We start from the raw sequence: 15,634 nt of genomic DNA on the forward strand, positions 1-15,634 counted from the left end.
GGGAACCTTTTTCGAGAAAAAATGCCTAGTACGACTAGGCTGGCCAATTTTGGTAAATCTGAGCTAACAGATCTGCAGCTTTTTCTTTGTCTGCAAAACTGTTATCGGCATTGAATACAGCGATGTTATTGCTTGAACCTACAGAAGAAAGTCTTAAGACATAGGTCTGCTGATCGACCTTGACGGTTACTTCGTAACGGTTTTTGCTCTGACCAACAATGGTATGGTTAAGGCTGCTGAGGGTAGCAAGTGTGTATTGCCAAATTGTAGCAGAATTTCCTTCAACTTTGATCAGTGGATTTTGATTTCCATCCACCAATAGTTGAGGGCGGCTAATATTTGTACTGTCTGTTGAGGAATCTGCGACGACATTATTTTTTTCCGCGGCTGGACGCGGAAGGGCATAGCGATTGCCGCGCTTATTTTCAAGCTTTGGTGCATGCTCAATTGCTAGTGGGTCAACTGATGGAGCAGGATACAAAGGCGTTGCAGGACGAACCATTGACCCTTCAGGGTATTTCAGCGGTTCAACATCTGTGGTTTGTTTATAGTCCAGTGTGCCATTATTAAAGGCAAGTGAACTACAACCGGCTAATGTAAATACTGAAAGTGCCAGGCTAAGTCCTAAACGTAATTGCATGATGTTTGCTCTTCTTTATTTGATAACGCCCGCAGTGATGAGTGCTTCACGAAGCGGAGTACGATATTGTTCTGCAAGGGGTGTTAATGGTAAGCGAATGCCTGTTTCAATCAGGTTCATCTCATGAAGTGCCCATTTCACAGGAATTGGGTTCGATTCGCAAAATAAAATTTGATGTAAATTTGCAACAGTATTGTTTTGTTGCTCGGCTTGGACTGCGTCACCCGCCAAAGCGCTTGCACACACTTCGCTCATTTCTTTTGGCGCCACGTTCGCAGTAACCGAAATGTTGCCTTTAGCACCTAAACCCATTAACTGATAAGCCGTTGCATCATCACCTGAGTACACCACCATATCTTTGCCTTTAAGGCCTTCAATGAGTTCTTGACCACGAGGAACATCGCCAGTGGCGTCTTTAATGCCCACGATTTGTGGAATATCAGCAAGACGGATCACGGTGTCGTTGTGCATGTCTACACCGGTTCTGCCAGGTACATTGTACAAAATTTGAGGTAAATCAACAGCTTCAGCAATCGCTTTGTAGTGTTGATACAGGCCTTCTTGGGTAGGTTTGTTATAGTATGGTGTAACTAATAATGCCGCATCTGCACCTAATTCTTTGGCTTCTTTGGTGAGTTCAATTGCTTCGTGGGTTGAGTTTGCACCTGTGCCGGCAATAATTGGAATGCGTTTGTTCGCCACACGGATGATTTCTTTGATCACCTGAGTGTGTTCGGCCATGCTCAAGGTAGAAGCTTCACCTGTAGTCCCTACAGCAACAATACTATTGGTGCCTTGCTTTATATGCCACTCAACCAGCTTCTCGAGGCTCTTCCAATCTACGCTGCCATCTTCAAACATTGGGGTGACGATTGCGACAATTGAACCTTGAATGGTCTGAGCTTGCTGAGTCATTTTGAAAAGCTATCCTATTTGTCCATCCGACAAGATGAAATATTGATTTCTGGATGGTTTCGAATTTTGATTTGTAGCATGTTCATTGGGCTATACCCAAGTTGAATAATGCTTACGCAAATTATGACTGATCAAACGCATAAGAACAATATGCTTTGGTCAAAGCCATAAAATTCTTTATACAAATCAAACTTAAAACAATCAAGTGTAAAATAGCGGTTTTTTTGCAGCCTGAAAATTGTTTAGCAAGGGCTGAATCTTGAAAATGTGTTATTCAATCGAGAGGGTTGGCATGGTTGATGGGATTGATTAAATCATCAGCAAAAGGTTGATCTATGTGTATTCCGTGCTTTTTAATCAGAATTTAAGATTAAATAACAATGACTAAAGATTTAAAAACTATATCAATTCGCTCGGGTTTTATTACAAATGATTGTTAAAAACTTGGGTAATAATCTTTTTTATATCTAATAGAAATAGACATGTTTTTATGAGTGTTTAAAAAGATCGCTTGATTTGACTGTTCATTGCACGATTCATATTTTTTTATTTTAAATTTTTAATTGTTTTTACGACTTTGTGACTTAAAGCACAAAAACTATTACACCATGCACGTAATCCAATTTTGGACGAAAGGCTTCAACTTATTGGTAGTTATATCCTTTATAAGGCTCAGCGATGATGCGACTTAATTTGAACGCTGATGACAACAAGGATTCTCCAATGGAAAAGTCAGATAATAAGCATGCTATTGTCACGGTAGCAATCTGCTTCCTTATTGCCGTAATCGAAGGTCTGGATATTCAGGCTGCAGGTATTGCAGCAGCAGGGATTCGTGAATATTTCGGGCTGGATAGCTCGCAGCTAGGGGTGTTTTTTAGTGCCGGTATTTTAGGATTATTACCTGGTGCTTTGTTGGGTGGTCGGATTGCAGACCGAATGGGCCGTAAAAAAGTATTAATTTGGTCTACGGGGATGTTCGCCATCTTTACCTTATGTACGGTATGGGTAAATAGCTTCCATAGCTTACTCGCTGTACGTTTTCTTGCAGGTGCAGGTTTAGGTGCAGCAATGCCAATTTTAATTACCTTGGCATCTGAAGCGGTAACGCCACAAAATCGTGGCCGTGCAGTCGGTTTGATGTACTGTGGTATGCCTGTGGGTGCGGCAATCTTGTCATTAGTTGCAATGACGGACTTCGGTGCAAACTGGAAAAATATTTTCTATTTAGGCGGTTTATTACCGATTGTTGTGATTCCATTGATGATTTGGTTCCTGCCCGAATCGCGTGAATTCTTGAAAGCCAAAGATCAAGCGGTTCAAGCGACCGCCAATGGCGAAGTGCAACAAGGTGCTTTCAAAAACCTCTTTAACACAGAAAACCGTTTACGTACTTTCTCAATTTGGGTGAGCTACTTCTTCACCTTGATGGTGGTGTACATCATGTTGAGCTGGTTACCGTCGTTGTTCACCGAACTCGGTTTCACTCGTAAAGATGGTGCAACTGCGCAGTTCTACTTCATGGTGAGTGCAACCATTGGTACGATCATTTTAGGTATGTTGACTGATCGTTGGAAGAAAGCTTATGTGATCATTTTGATGTACGGCGGTATTTTGGCAGGTCTATTTGCGCTGAATGGTGCAGGTTCATTGACTCAAATGTACATGGCGTCAGCTTTAGTCGGTGCATTCGTGATTGGTTGCCAAGGCGTATTGTATGCCTTCGGTGGTATCGTGTATCCGACACAGTTACGTGGTACGGGTGTTGGTGTAGCTTCAGCCGTTGGTCGTGTCGGTGCAATGTTAGGCCCTGCAATTGCGGGTCAGTTATTGGCAGCAGGTTTTGGTGCGGCAGGGGTGATTACCGCGGCAATTCCATGTATCGCAATCTCTGCAATATTTATGTTGTTATTGGTACGTCGTATTCCATCATAAGGAACATGCCATATCAAAAAAAGCCCGCATCATGCGGGCTTTTTTTATGGCGACAATAGAAGTCGCACTAATGCTCTAAACCAATATAAATAAATGTATTTTATGTAAAAATACAGCAGAAAGAAAAAACAAAAAATCAACGTAGAGGGGCTATGTCAGCAAGAAAACTGGTCGCAATTTTTAAAGTTGATCAACGTGAATTTAGTTTGTATCTACATCAGCACGAATTTATCTTGGAACTCAAACCTGTATTTCAAAGACATCGCCAACAGCCGAGAAAAAATGCGTGGTTGGCCTTTGCCGATGAACCTACCCTAGAAGATGTTGCTGAAAAGATTAATGCGTTTGAGGTCATGCAACAGACACGCAGCCATTTATTAAAATATATCTTTCAACATCAACCGCGATATTTTTATTTTCATGCTTCGACTCGGCGAAAAGCCCGTATTTACCCACGATTTGCACAGCGGCTGGTTGAGCATTTGCCCAAGTATCGGTATTGTCAGGAAGGACAGTCATTTTATTTTTATGCACAGGACTGAATACTAAGGCTTTTAAAATATGAGCGAATCAGTAGAGTCGCCGAAAATGCATGACAACGGATGGAGAGATATGCAAAAAAATACAGCGCTGATTGTGGTCGATGTACAAAATGGTTTTACCCCGGGTGGTCAGTTGGCTGTTGCCAATGCCGATCAAATTATTCCAGGGATTAATCAACTGGGGCAATACTTTACGAATATTGTGCTGACTCAAGATTGGCATCCAGCCGACCATATCTCTTTTGCTGAAAATCATCCTGAGCATGTACCTTATGACAGCATAGAGCTGAATTATGGAACGCAAGTATTGTGGCCGACGCATTGTGTACAAGGCACACAGGATGCCGAATTGCATCCTAATTTAAATTTACCGACGGCGCAGCTGATTATCCGTAAAGGTTTTCATCAGCATATCGACAGCTACTCTGCTTTTATGGAAGCAGATCAGAAAACTTCAACAGGTTTGGCGGGCTATTTGCGCGAACGTGGTATTGATACAGTCTTTGTGGTGGGCATTGCCACGGATTTCTGTGTTGCATGGACGGCAATGGATGCACGTAAGCTTGGTTTTGAAACTTTTGTGATTGCTGATTTGACCAAAGGGATCGATTTACAGGGTTCGCTTCAGCATGCATGGCAAGACATGTTGGCGAATGGGGTGAAGCGTATTTACCTGAAAGATATTGTGCAGCAGCATGCACAGGCATTATCTTTGGCATGACCCAGTGGGCTCAGTTGAGAAAAGGCACAAGGGTGTGCCTTTTTTTGTCCCTGTATTTAAATGGAAGATGCCTATGTCGGCTTTCTTAAAATTCACTCAATTTGTGCAGAAAACATTTGCGATTTGGGTGGTGCTGTTTGCAGCGCTCGCCATGTTTTTTCCCGATGTATTTGTTTGGTTAAAAGCATATATCCCATGGATGCTAGGCATCATTATGTTGGGTATGGGCATGACCATGACACTGCAAGATTTTAAAAGTGTATTGCAAAGCCCTAAAGCTGTGATGATCGGGGTTTTGGCACAGTTTATTGTGATGCCGGGATTGGCTTTTTTCTTGTGTAAATTATTACAACTGCCGACAGAAATCGCGATCGGGGTCATTCTTGTCGGTTGCTGTCCGGGTGGAACGGCTTCTAATGTCATCACCTATATGGCAAAAGGCAATACCGCATTATCTGTTGCTTGTACCTCTGTTGCGACATTACTCGCACCGGTTTTAACCCCTGCGATTTTCTATTTGCTGGCAAGCCAATGGATTGAAATTAATGCGGCATCGATGTTGGTTTCAATTTTACAAGTGGTTTTATTTCCGATCATTGTGGGGTTAATGATTCGAACTGTCTTTAAGCACCGAGTGGATGCCTATATACAGGTCATGCCATTGGTTTCTGTTGTAGCAATTGTGGCGATTGTGGCGGCAATCATTGCGGGTAGCCGAACACAGATTTTGCAATCAGGTTTACTGATTCTGGGGGTAGTGGCCTTACATAATGGCTTGGGCTATCTATTGGGTTTTTGGGCCAGCCGAATATTTAAATTGCCCTATGCAGACTGTAAAGCAGTGTCGATTGAAGTTGGGATGCAAAACTCAGGTTTGGGTGTGGCATTGGCGGCGACCCATTTTGCCGCTTCACCTCTGACCGCTGTGCCGAGTGCGATTTTTAGTTTGTGGCACAATATTTCGGGTCCCGCACTGGCAACCTATTGGGCAGCACGGACGAGTGAGCCCAAAGCATTGGAACAAGACAAGCCTGTGCAATAAACAAAAAAACAATTCAGTAAAATAGAGGGCAATGTCCCTCTTTTTTGATGTCGAAAATAAATTTTACGATTTGATGAACAGGGCTTTAGGGAATTGCATGCTTTTTTAATTGATTAATGCTATTTGTAACATAAGTGTCATATCCGCTGCCTAACATGCCGGCAAACACTTTAGATATAGACTGTTTCAAACAGCATTGAGAGGGTATGCAACATTTTCAGCATTCATCAGAGACCTATTATAATCGTGAATTGTCACTTTTAGATTTCAATCGGCGGGTCTTGGCTCAGGCACTCGATTCAAGTTTACCTTTACTTGAACGCTTGAATTTTCTCATCATTTTTTCACGCAATTTAGATGAATTCTTTGAAATTCGCATTGCGGGGCTGATGAAACAACGAGATTTGAATGTGATTGCACGGACGCCAGATGCCATTCCGACTGAAGTGGTCTTAGATGAACTTTCCCAAGTGATTCATGACACGGTTGCAGAGCAATACCAGACCCTCAATCATGCTGTATTGCCTGCATTACAAAGTGAAGGCATTCGCTTTATTCAATTTAAAGATATTTTAGAAAAACATCGGGCGTGGATTAGCCATTATTTTAGTAAAGAAGTTCAACCAGTCTTAACACCAATTAGCTTAGATCCATCGCATCCGTTTCCACGCTTGGTCAATAAAAGCCTCAACTTTATTGTGAGTCTAGAAGGTAAAGATGCCTTTGGTCGTGCCATTGAAATGGCAATTGTGCCTGCGCCACGCTCATTGCCGCGTTTAATCAAAATGCCCGCCGAGGTTGAAGGCAGTGCAGAGACACAAATTTTCCTGACCGCCATTATTCAGCAACACATCAATGACCTATTTCCGGGGATGAAAGCGACGGGCTGTTATGCCTTTCGAGTGACACGCAATGCAGATTTAGTTCTGGCTGAAGATGTGGATGACTTGGCGGTGGCATTAAAAGATGAATTGTCTTCACGGCGTTTTGGTCGGGCAGTTCGCTTAGAAATTGAAGATGATTGTCCGCAAAGCATTATTGATTATTTGTTAGATGAATTTGATTTGAGTGAGCAGGAGCTCTATCGCATTGACGGCCCGATCAATTTATCGCGTCTCAGTACCAGTTTTAATCGACCTGAACTGAAATATCCGGTCTATACACCGATTATTCCTAAAGTTTTTCGTAAACAAACCGCGATTTTTGATGTATTAAAAACACAAAATGTGTTGTTACATCATCCGTTTGACTCCTTTCAACCGGTCATCAACTTATTACGTGAAGCTGCAAAAGACCCTCAGGTTTTAGCCATTAAGCAGACGCTCTATCGTAGTGGGCCAGATTCGGACATCGTACAAGTTTTAGCGGAGGCGGCACGCAACGGCAAGGAAGTAACCGCAGTCATCGAACTTCGGGCACGGTTTGATGAAGAATCCAATATTACTGTGGCCAATATATTGCAAGAAGCTGGGGCTGTCGTGGTGTATGGCATTGTGGGCTATAAAACCCATGCCAAGATGATTTTGATTGTACGCCGTGAAAATAATCAACTATTGCGCTACGCCCATTTGGGAACAGGTAATTACCACGCAGGCAATGCGCGGATGTATACCGATTATGGCCTGATGACGACGCATCCCGATATTTGCGAGGATGTGCATCGCATGTTTCAGGAATTGACCGGTATGGGCAAGATGGCGAAGCTGAAAGCCTTACTGCATGCACCATTTACCCTGCATACTGAATTACTGAAACTGATTGAACAGGAAATTGTTGCCGCACAAGCGGGAAAATACGCAAGAATTATTGTGAAGGTCAATGCACTCACGGAACCGCAACTGATTGCTGCTTTGTATCGTGCATCGCAAGCAGGGGTATCTGTAGATTTAATTATCCGTTCGATTTGTTGTTTGATTCCTCAGGTCAAAGGTATGTCTGAGAATATTCATGTGAGATCTATCGTCGGACGCTTCTTAGAGCATACTCGAGTGTATTATTTTGAGCATGCAGGCGAAAAACGATTGTACTGTGCCAGTGCCGATTGGATGGGACGTAACTTATTTTCACGGGTTGAAACCTGTTTTCCCATTTTGGAAAGCCGTTTGAAAAAACGCATTATGAAAGATTGTTTACTTAACTATTTGGAAGATAATCAAAATGCATGGGAAATGCAGTCGAATGGGCAATGGGAGAAAGTCGCGGTTGAAGCAGGTGCCGAACCGCATAATGCGCAAAAATATTTGATTGCACAGAAAATTTCGACCGTTTAAGACAAAAAAATCCCGACTCAAGTCGGGATTTTTGATTTCGCTCAAACCTTTACGAGGCTTTTGACTGTTTGGATTTTAAAATTTCAGTTCTGAAGTTTTGAGCCAATTCAGCGGCATCACTGTCCATCCCATTGAGCATAAATGCATGACGAGTGAGCACATTGGTCGGATTTGGCAAACTGACCAATTGGAAATGATCTGAAATCTCTTTGAGCAAAGTTGTCGGCACATGAATAGCACTTTCTTTGGCAACCAATTGTTGAACCAAACGCTCAGCTGCTTGTACAGAAGACAATTGCATGGCTTCGACAGAGCTTGAAATCGCACTACGAGTTTGTAAAACGAAACGTTTTTCTTCACGGTAGCGTTTATATAAAACATCAGAAAGCAATTGGAATACTGAGCTGATCATGGTGAGGCAACGCAGCGCATCTGGAGTGTCAGCGGTCATGCTGATGGTTGCACCATGTTCATCAAACTTATGCACCGTACTGATGTCAGAACTGTTCAATTTATAATGTTGAACACAGAGTTCTGTGGTTTTATTCAAGAAAATTTGGCAGAGATTAAAATACGGCACAGACACGGTTTTGTTGACGCTATCGAGCAGCTGTTTCGGATCATAAAATTGAATATTTAATGCCAAGCTGTTGCTGTCGAGAACCACTGGTTTCATGTCTTTATGCTGTTTTGCTTTGGCTTGCGCATTTTGCTGCGCTTGAGCAATCGCCACAGCGGCATTATGTTTTTCTTGTTCTAAAGCCTGCGCTAGCGTTTGAATTTCGTGTTTTAGACGTGATTCATTGTTGATTCGCGCTAAATATTCAGTACGACTTGGACGTGCAATTGCGCGATACGCCAACCACAACAAGCCATGTAAGAATAATGAAAATAGAATCGCAGCCCATTGCGTACGTAAGATTTCACCAATACTTGGTTTAATTAAGGTGATTTCAACTGTTCCGACTTTCTTTTCGTTTTGCAGCGCATCACGAACAAAGATTTCACCATCACGGGTTTTGGTCAAACCGCCTGTGGCCAAAACTTGATTATTGGCATTTAAAATGCGGATGGAAGCCACGCTCGGGTTGGTTGCATAGCGGTCAGCAAGTAAGGCTAATGATACGGTATTGGCCGGCTCAAGCTCAGATAGGCTGTCTGTAACCAATTGACTGGTCATCAGTTGTCCCTGACTGGCACGGTTTTCGTTCAGTTGGTGGGTTGTTGCCAATACCAATAAAAAGGTATGCAAAGCAAAACAAACTACTAATAGGCTAGCAAATAGCCCTTGTCTAGGCGCATTCAACGTAAACTTCCAAGGCAATTCTATTCAATTTAGATTATGATTCTTACATTAGTTGTAGCTCAGACCCGAGTCAATTCATGCGAGAAATCATTCTTATATCACTTTTAGGACCTGACCAACCTAATCAATTTACACGATTAATGCAGGTTTTGTCCGCACATTCCTTACAGATTTTAGATGTCGGACAAGCAGTCATCCACAATCAGCTGACTTTAGGTATTGTTGTTTCGTCGGAAGACCAGACTGCGACAGCATTAGCCATGAAGGAAATGTTGATTTTAGCACATGATATTGGCTTAACTGTGCGCTTTAAACCAATCTCTACAACAGAATATCAACAATGGGTAAATGAGGGAGGCCGCACACGCTATATCGTTACGGCACTTGCGCCAGAATTACAGGCGTCTCATTTACAGGCAGTTACAAATATTGTGTCGAACCAAGGCTTCAATATTGAAACTGTGACGCGTTTATCTGGCCGTCCAGAGTTAGATGGATCAAGCGAAGGTCCGCGCCGTGCCTGCGTTCAATTTGGTTTAAAAGGCCAAATGTTGGATGCCACTGCAATGCGTGCAGCATGTTTACGTCTATCTACCGAACTTGGGGTAGATGTTGCCGTTCAAGAGGACAATGCTTACCGTCGTAATCGTCGTTTGGTCTGCTTTGATATGGACTCGACGCTGATTGAGCAAGAAGTGATTGACGAATTGGCGATTGAAGCGGGTGTCGGCGCTCAAGTGGCTGAAATCACTGAACGTGCTATGCAAGGTGAACTCGATTTCCAACAAAGTTTCCGTGCACGTGTGGCACTGCTCAAAGGTATGGATGCTTCGGTATTGCCTAAAATTGCAGAACGTCTGACCATTACAGAAGGTGCGGAACGTCTGATTTCAACCCTTAAATCATTGGGATATCGCACAGCTATTTTGTCAGGTGGTTTTCAGTATTTTGCCGAATATTTACAAGCAAAACTGGGTATCGATGAAGTGCATGCCAATGTACTGGACGTCCAAGATGGCGCGGTAACAGGTGAAGTGAAAGGCCATATTGTGGATGGTGCTCGCAAAGCCTTCTTATTGACACAAATCGCTGAAGAAATGGGGATTTCATTAGAACAAGCCATTGCAGTCGGTGATGGTGCGAATGATTTGCCAATGTTGTCTTTAGCCGGCTTAGGCGTTGCTTTCCGTGCGAAACCTTTAGTGCGTCAAAATGCCAATCAAGCCATTTCAAGCGTGGGTCTAGATGGTGTTCTTTACCTGCTTGGTGTGCATGATAAAGATTTAAATCGTGCTTAAAACCATTTAAGGCACAGTCAAAAACGTAGCCAAAAGGCTGCGTTTTTTTATGCCAAGAATTCAGCTCATCCGATGAACGGTAGAAGAAAATTGTCGATAAAAACAACGATTAACAGCATTCGAAAAATTAATTTTTTTAGCCTAAAACCAGCTGTTTTTTTTGTAATGACACTCGAAACGAGATGCCATCATTGTTCTAGAAATTCTTTAAAAAGAAAAAATGTAATGACAAAATAATGTTGCGACAAGGTGTGTCGCATTAACAAAAAACGAGACTTTTTTTATGCAAAAAACTCAGCATAATGCTTGCAAGAGATTGAGATCGACCAAATCTATTTACTGAAGATACAGTAGTGAGACGGCTCAGCATCCTGTAAGACAAGAGATGTCAGTTGTCAAATGACGGAGGTTTTTATGTTAACAGCGAATTTAGCAACAATCGTTGGCCTGAGCTTGGTATCGGCGGCTGTGATTGCTGTTTTCTTCTCGCCTTATCGTCGCTGGTTAAGTTTTATGCTGGCGGGGATGCTGGTGTGGGGACTCATTGAAGTGATTCGATTTGGCACACAAACCATGTTTGAATTATCAGTGACTTATAGTTATTTAACGGCATTAATGGCCGCAATGGTGGTATTCACTTTAGTATTGTTACGTGAAGACCGCCGTGCAGAGCGTGCGATGGCAAAGCGCCAATGTATAGAGCACACGCCTGTATATGATGAAGAACAGCAATGTTCGAGCCGATAAGTGCCAGAACAAAATTTCAATGAAAATGCGCCTAAGGGCGCATTTTTTTATGAACGCATTAGTCCGATTTGAGATACAAAGCCTTACTTCTCAAAAGCCAAGTTATGGTAGGATGAAGCCAGTCAATTTTCCAACAATTACAATAGGCTTTAAGTCATGAAACTATCATCAATTCCTGTCGTAAAACTACCTTTAGTTGATGTCAGCACGGATCCACTTGATTTACTCGTGGCAGGTTTAGCGCTTCGTATGAAACAGCTTGCACGTACTAGCCCTAAATTCATTGAATTGGTTCATGAACGTCAATTCCGCATTCAAATCGGCACGGATTTAGGTGTTGCACGTCAAATTATTGTAAATAACGGACAGATTGATACTGTTTCAGGCGATGCTGAAAAAGCAGACTTTATTTTGCAATTTGCGGACAGCGAACAGGGCGTGAAAACCCTAATGAAAGGTGACCCAACAGCATTTATGACGGGTATGCAAAATGGCAGTATTAAAATGGAAGGTGATTTTGGTCTACTGGTTTGGTTTAACCAAGTGGCGAAGTTAATTCCACCTAAACTTCCAAAACCGGTTAAAGAAAAAATCAAAATCGCACGTGCGTTTATTAAAGAGAAAACCGGTAAATAAATTTAATTTTAATTGAAATTTAACGCTTTTTTGGTAACAATACCTCCGCTTTTTAGGGGGTATTTTTATGAAAAAATTAATTACATCGGGTTTAATTGCCGCATCATTAACAATGACAGGTTGTGCAAGCATTATTTCGGGGTCAACTCAAACTTTAACCTTTAAGTCAGTGCCAGATGAAGCATCGATTTCGATTACAAATAAAGCTGGAGAAAAAGTACATACTGGCATCACACCTGCAACTGTAACTTTAAAACGCGGTACAGGATATTTTAAACCAGCAGCTTATGAAGTAACGTTCAAAAAAGATGGTTTTCAAACAAAAACTGTGCAGGTAACAGGGACAGTAAATGGTTGGTATGTAGCCAATATTATTTTTGGTGGATTAATTGGTTTATTAATTGTTGATCCAGCTACTGGTGCAATGTATACATTGAATCCCGCTGATGTAAATGCTGTTTTAGACGCAAATCAAACAACAACGTCAAAGAAAAATGAGCAATCATTAACAGTTATGCTTGTGAAAGATATTCCAGTAGATATGATGCAACGCGCAAAATTAATTACAACGCTGTAAAAGCTGAGATTTAATTTAAGTAATAAAAAAGCCCTCAACTGAGGGCTTTTTTATTACTTCGTTTTTATTCAATTTCTAAATTAAAAGTGACCGGCCCATCATTGACCAAATGCACTTTCATGTCGGCAGCAAAGATGCCTGTTTGTACATGGTCATATTGGCTCTTGGTGTAATCGACCAGCTGTTCATACAGTGCTTTGGCATCGCTTGGCGGCATGGCAGGGCCAAAATCAGGGCGCAGGCCTTTTTGCGTTTGTGCCATCAGAGTAAATTGAGACACCAAGAGGATACCACCGCCAGCTTGACTGACATTCCAGCCCATCTTGCCTTGTTCATCATCAAAAAAACGGTATTTCAATATCTTATCGATCAGTTTTTTGCCCTTTTCTAAATCGTCAGCTTTACCAAGTCCTAAAAACACTAAAATACCGTGATTGATTTCACCCGTGATCTCACCATCGACCACCACTTTGGCTTCCAAAACACGTTGTAACAAGGCCCGCATAACTTCTTCCGAGTAGAAAATTGAACATAGGGCAGGGATTTTAGCAAAGACAGCATTCTTTCGAAGCGATGTTTAGAAAATTTTGGGCTCAAACATTTGAAAATGAACTGTATATTTTTTATAAATCTAATAATACGATTGAATTTATAAAAATAATCTGTTTTATCTATTTATTAAGTATCAGTATCTTTGCGGGGCAGGAAAGGTATTTAACAGAGAGATTAAGACGATGTTTAAGCGTTCTTTATTGGTTGCGATGTTAGCAACAGCAACAGTGGCGACTCAAGCAGCGCCATTAACAAAAGACAATGGTGCACCAGTAGGCGATAACCAAAACTCGATTACTGCGGGTCCAAATGGTTCAGTTCTACTTCAAGACGTACAATTGGTTCAAAAATTACAACGTTTTGGTCGTGAGCGTATTCCTGAGCGTGTGGTACATGCCCGTGGTACAGGTGCGTATGGTGAATTCGTTGCAACTAAAGATTTATCTGATCTCACCATTGCTTCATTGTTCAAAGCAGGTACTAAGACTCCAGTTTTCTTACGTTTCTCGACTGTAATTCACGGTAAACATTCTCCAGAAACTCTACGTGACCCGCACGGTTTCGCGATCAAGTTCTATACGCAAGAAGGCAACTGGGATTTAGTGGGTAACCAAACTCCAGTCTTCTTCATTCGTGATGCAATTAAATTCCCTGACTTCATTCACGCAATGAAGCCAAGCCCAATTGACAACGTTCAAGACGCGAACCGCGTATTTGACTTCTTGTCTAGCCAACCATGGGCAACCAACATGTTGACTTATGTGTATGGTAACCAAGGTGTTCCAACTAGCTACCGTGAGCAAGATGGTTTCGGTGTACACGCATTCAAACTGTACAACGACAAAGGCGAATATAAATACGTGAAGTTCAACTTCCGCTCTAAACAAGGCGTGAAAGGTCTGAACGTTAAAGAAGCGATGGAGCTGCAAGGTAAAGACTTCAACCACTTAACCAACGATCTTTACAAAAACATCAACGCGGGCAACTTCCCGAAATGGGATCTTTACATCCAAGTGTTAGATCCTAAAGATCTCAACAGCTTTGATTTTGATCCGCTAGATCCAACTAAAATCTGGCCAACGAACTTAGTTCCAGAAACTAAAGTGGGTACATTGACGCTGAACCGTATGCCGAAAAACTTCTTCAATGAAACTGAACAAGTGGCATTGGCTCCAGGTAACTTAGTTCCAGGTATCGAGCCTTCAGAAGACCGTCTATTACAAGGTCGTATCTTCTCTTACTCAGATACTCAAATGTACCGTTTAGGCGCGAACCACCAGCAAATTCCAGTCAACCGTCCGCTTGTTGCTGTTAACAACAACAACCAAGATGGCTACATGAATGTTAGCGAGCGTGATTCTGACGTGAACTACGAGCCAAGCCGTAAAGTGCCTAAAGCTGCCACTGAGAAAGCACGCGCTGTTCAAACTCCGCTGACAGGCACAGTTCAACAGATCGGTACCAATGAGCAAAACTTCAAGCAAGCGGGTGAGCTTTACCGTTCATACTCTGCTAAAGAAAAAGACGATTTAATCATGAACTTGGCTGCGGATCTTGGCAACGTAAAAGATTCTGAAACCAAGCACATCATGTTGTCTTACTTCTACAAAGCAGATGCAGACTACGGTATGCGTATGACTAAAGCAGTAAACGGCAACCTTGCAACAGTAAAAGCTAAAGCAGCACAACTGAAAGACTAATTTCGATCAGTCTGAAGGATTGGTAACTAGGGTCTAGAACGTTACCTCAAAAAAGTCCTATGAAGCTCCATACCTTTCCTGCACCCTAGGGGGAGTTTCATAGGCACTCCTTAAATATTCATTTTTTTAATGAAATGAATTGTTTCCAATTCAATTCTACATTCGATTTCTGTTGGAGTTCATCATGAAAGTTATGCAGCATTTGACTTTAGCCAGTCTTCTTGCGTTTGGTTCCGCATTCGCAAACGTGGCAATCGCGGAAGATATCTCCCCCGCTAAAGCGTCTGCAAGCGATCAGATGACCTCACAACAGGAATTGATTGCAATATTTTTTGCCGCAGCCAAAACTGGCAATGAAGAAGTGATTAATGAGTTTCTCAAGCATGGTTTTCCAGTCGATGTACGCAATGCCTCGGGTTTTACACCGCTGATGATGGCGACCTATTATGGTCATCAAAATATTGTAACTCGCTTGTTGGAACATGGTGCAGACCGCTGCGCACGTGACAATAAAGGCAACACTGCATTGATGGGTGCCATGTTTAAATTAGAATGGGCGATTGCAAAGCAATTACGCCAAGTGGATTGCGATGCAAATGCCAAAAAAACGGGGCAAAAGACTGCAGAACAGTTTGCACGTGAATTTGGTCAAGAAGAAAAATATCGACAGTTACTCAAAAAATAATGAGCTTGATCGCGCTCTGCTTCAGCAAAAAAATTGAAAAAAGTCGATAAATCGCAGTGATTTATAAG

15 protein-coding genes are annotated in these 15,634 nt (G+C 42.1%); 11 read left to right on the forward strand and 4 right to left on the reverse strand.

Translation table 11 applies throughout. The annotated features are described in order from the left end of the window. Positions 1-34: 34 nt before the first annotated feature. Both FTV27_RS11135 and dapA read right to left on the reverse strand, forming a co-directional pair. The gene (locus FTV27_RS11135) at positions 35-640 is read right to left on the reverse strand and encodes a lipoprotein-34 precursor (NlpB) (RefSeq protein WP_078193263.1); all 606 of its coding nucleotides are present in this window, start codon (positions 638-640) and stop codon (positions 35-37) included. A 15-nt stretch (positions 641-655) separates the two neighbouring features. Continuing rightward, the gene (gene dapA / locus FTV27_RS11140; protein ID WP_078193262.1) at positions 656-1,555 is read right to left on the reverse strand and encodes a 4-hydroxy-tetrahydrodipicolinate synthase; all 900 of its coding nucleotides are present in this window, start codon (positions 1,553-1,555) and stop codon (positions 656-658) included. Positions 1,556-2,278: 723 nt separating this feature from the next. On the opposite strand from dapA, the gene mhpT reads away from it, so the two are divergent. The 5 genes from mhpT to ppk1 all read left to right on the forward strand — a co-directional run bounded on the left by mhpT (position 2,279) and on the right by ppk1 (position 8,065). Further along, the gene (gene mhpT, locus FTV27_RS11145) at positions 2,279-3,490 is read left to right on the forward strand and encodes a 3-(3-hydroxy-phenyl)propionate transporter MhpT (protein WP_078193261.1); all 1,212 of its coding nucleotides are present in this window, start codon (positions 2,279-2,281) and stop codon (positions 3,488-3,490) included. Between the two features lie 152 nt (positions 3,491-3,642). Next, positions 3,643-4,032, forward strand: coding sequence for a hypothetical protein (locus FTV27_RS11150; protein ID WP_180024659.1), 390 nt, complete (start codon positions 3,643-3,645; stop codon positions 4,030-4,032). Between the two features lie 70 nt (positions 4,033-4,102). Then, the gene (gene pncA, locus FTV27_RS11155) at positions 4,103-4,753 is read left to right on the forward strand and encodes a bifunctional nicotinamidase/pyrazinamidase (RefSeq protein WP_180024688.1); all 651 of its coding nucleotides are present in this window, start codon (positions 4,103-4,105) and stop codon (positions 4,751-4,753) included. 73 nt (positions 4,754-4,826) lie between these two features. Beyond that, a complete protein-coding gene (locus tag FTV27_RS11160) occupies positions 4,827-5,795 on the forward strand; it encodes a bile acid:sodium symporter family protein (RefSeq protein ID WP_180024658.1) in 969 nt (322 codons plus the stop codon). 206 nt (positions 5,796-6,001) lie between these two features. Continuing rightward, positions 6,002-8,065, forward strand: a complete 2,064-nt coding sequence (gene ppk1, locus FTV27_RS11165) for a polyphosphate kinase 1 (RefSeq protein WP_180078525.1) — start codon at positions 6,002-6,004, stop codon at positions 8,063-8,065. Between the two features lie 49 nt (positions 8,066-8,114). Here ppk1 and FTV27_RS11170 read toward each other — a convergent pair whose 3' ends face one another. After that, on the reverse strand, positions 8,115-9,371 hold the full coding sequence (locus FTV27_RS11170) for a hypothetical protein (RefSeq protein ID WP_078190618.1): 1,257 nt from the start codon (positions 9,369-9,371) through the stop codon (positions 8,115-8,117). 77 nt (positions 9,372-9,448) lie between these two features. Between FTV27_RS11170 and serB the strand changes: the two genes are divergently transcribed. The 4 genes from serB (at position 9,449) to FTV27_RS11190 (ending at position 12,629) form a co-directional block, all read left to right on the forward strand. Next, complete coding sequence (serB, locus tag FTV27_RS11175; protein ID WP_180024656.1) at positions 9,449-10,669, forward strand: phosphoserine phosphatase SerB; 1,221 nt, start codon at positions 9,449-9,451, stop codon at positions 10,667-10,669. A gap of 414 nt (positions 10,670-11,083) precedes the next feature. Continuing rightward, positions 11,084-11,416, forward strand: coding sequence for an AciT family ciprofloxacin tolerance protein (gene aciT / locus FTV27_RS11180; RefSeq protein WP_078190616.1), 333 nt, complete (start codon positions 11,084-11,086; stop codon positions 11,414-11,416). Between the two features lie 156 nt (positions 11,417-11,572). Continuing rightward, positions 11,573-12,052 carry an SCP2 sterol-binding domain-containing protein gene (locus FTV27_RS11185; protein WP_078190615.1) on the forward strand — a complete coding sequence of 160 codons (480 nt, stop codon included), beginning with the start codon at positions 11,573-11,575 and terminating at the stop codon, positions 12,050-12,052. 67 nt (positions 12,053-12,119) lie between these two features. Beyond that, entirely contained in the window at positions 12,120-12,629 is a 510-nt protein-coding gene (locus tag FTV27_RS11190) for a hypothetical protein (protein WP_180024655.1), read from the forward strand. Positions 12,630-12,693: 64 nt separating this feature from the next. Here the strand turns inward: FTV27_RS11190 and dtd are convergent, their stop codons facing one another. Beyond that, the gene (gene dtd / locus FTV27_RS11195) at positions 12,694-13,134 is read right to left on the reverse strand and encodes a D-aminoacyl-tRNA deacylase (protein ID WP_180024654.1); all 441 of its coding nucleotides are present in this window, start codon (positions 13,132-13,134) and stop codon (positions 12,694-12,696) included. 229 nt (positions 13,135-13,363) lie between these two features. Between dtd and FTV27_RS11200 the strand changes: the two genes are divergently transcribed. Beyond that, positions 13,364-14,881 (forward strand): catalase, encoded by a 1,518-nt coding sequence (locus tag FTV27_RS11200; RefSeq protein WP_180078527.1) that lies wholly within the window; start codon positions 13,364-13,366, stop codon positions 14,879-14,881. 184 nt (positions 14,882-15,065) lie between these two features. After that, on the forward strand, positions 15,066-15,566 hold the full coding sequence (locus FTV27_RS11205; protein WP_078190612.1) for an ankyrin repeat domain-containing protein: 501 nt from the start codon (positions 15,066-15,068) through the stop codon (positions 15,564-15,566). Positions 15,567-15,634: the final 68 nt, after the last annotated feature.

Source organism: Acinetobacter sp. YH12251, from assembly GCF_013417465.1.
GTDB classification, from domain to species: domain Bacteria; phylum Pseudomonadota; class Gammaproteobacteria; order Pseudomonadales; family Moraxellaceae; genus Acinetobacter; species Acinetobacter amyesii.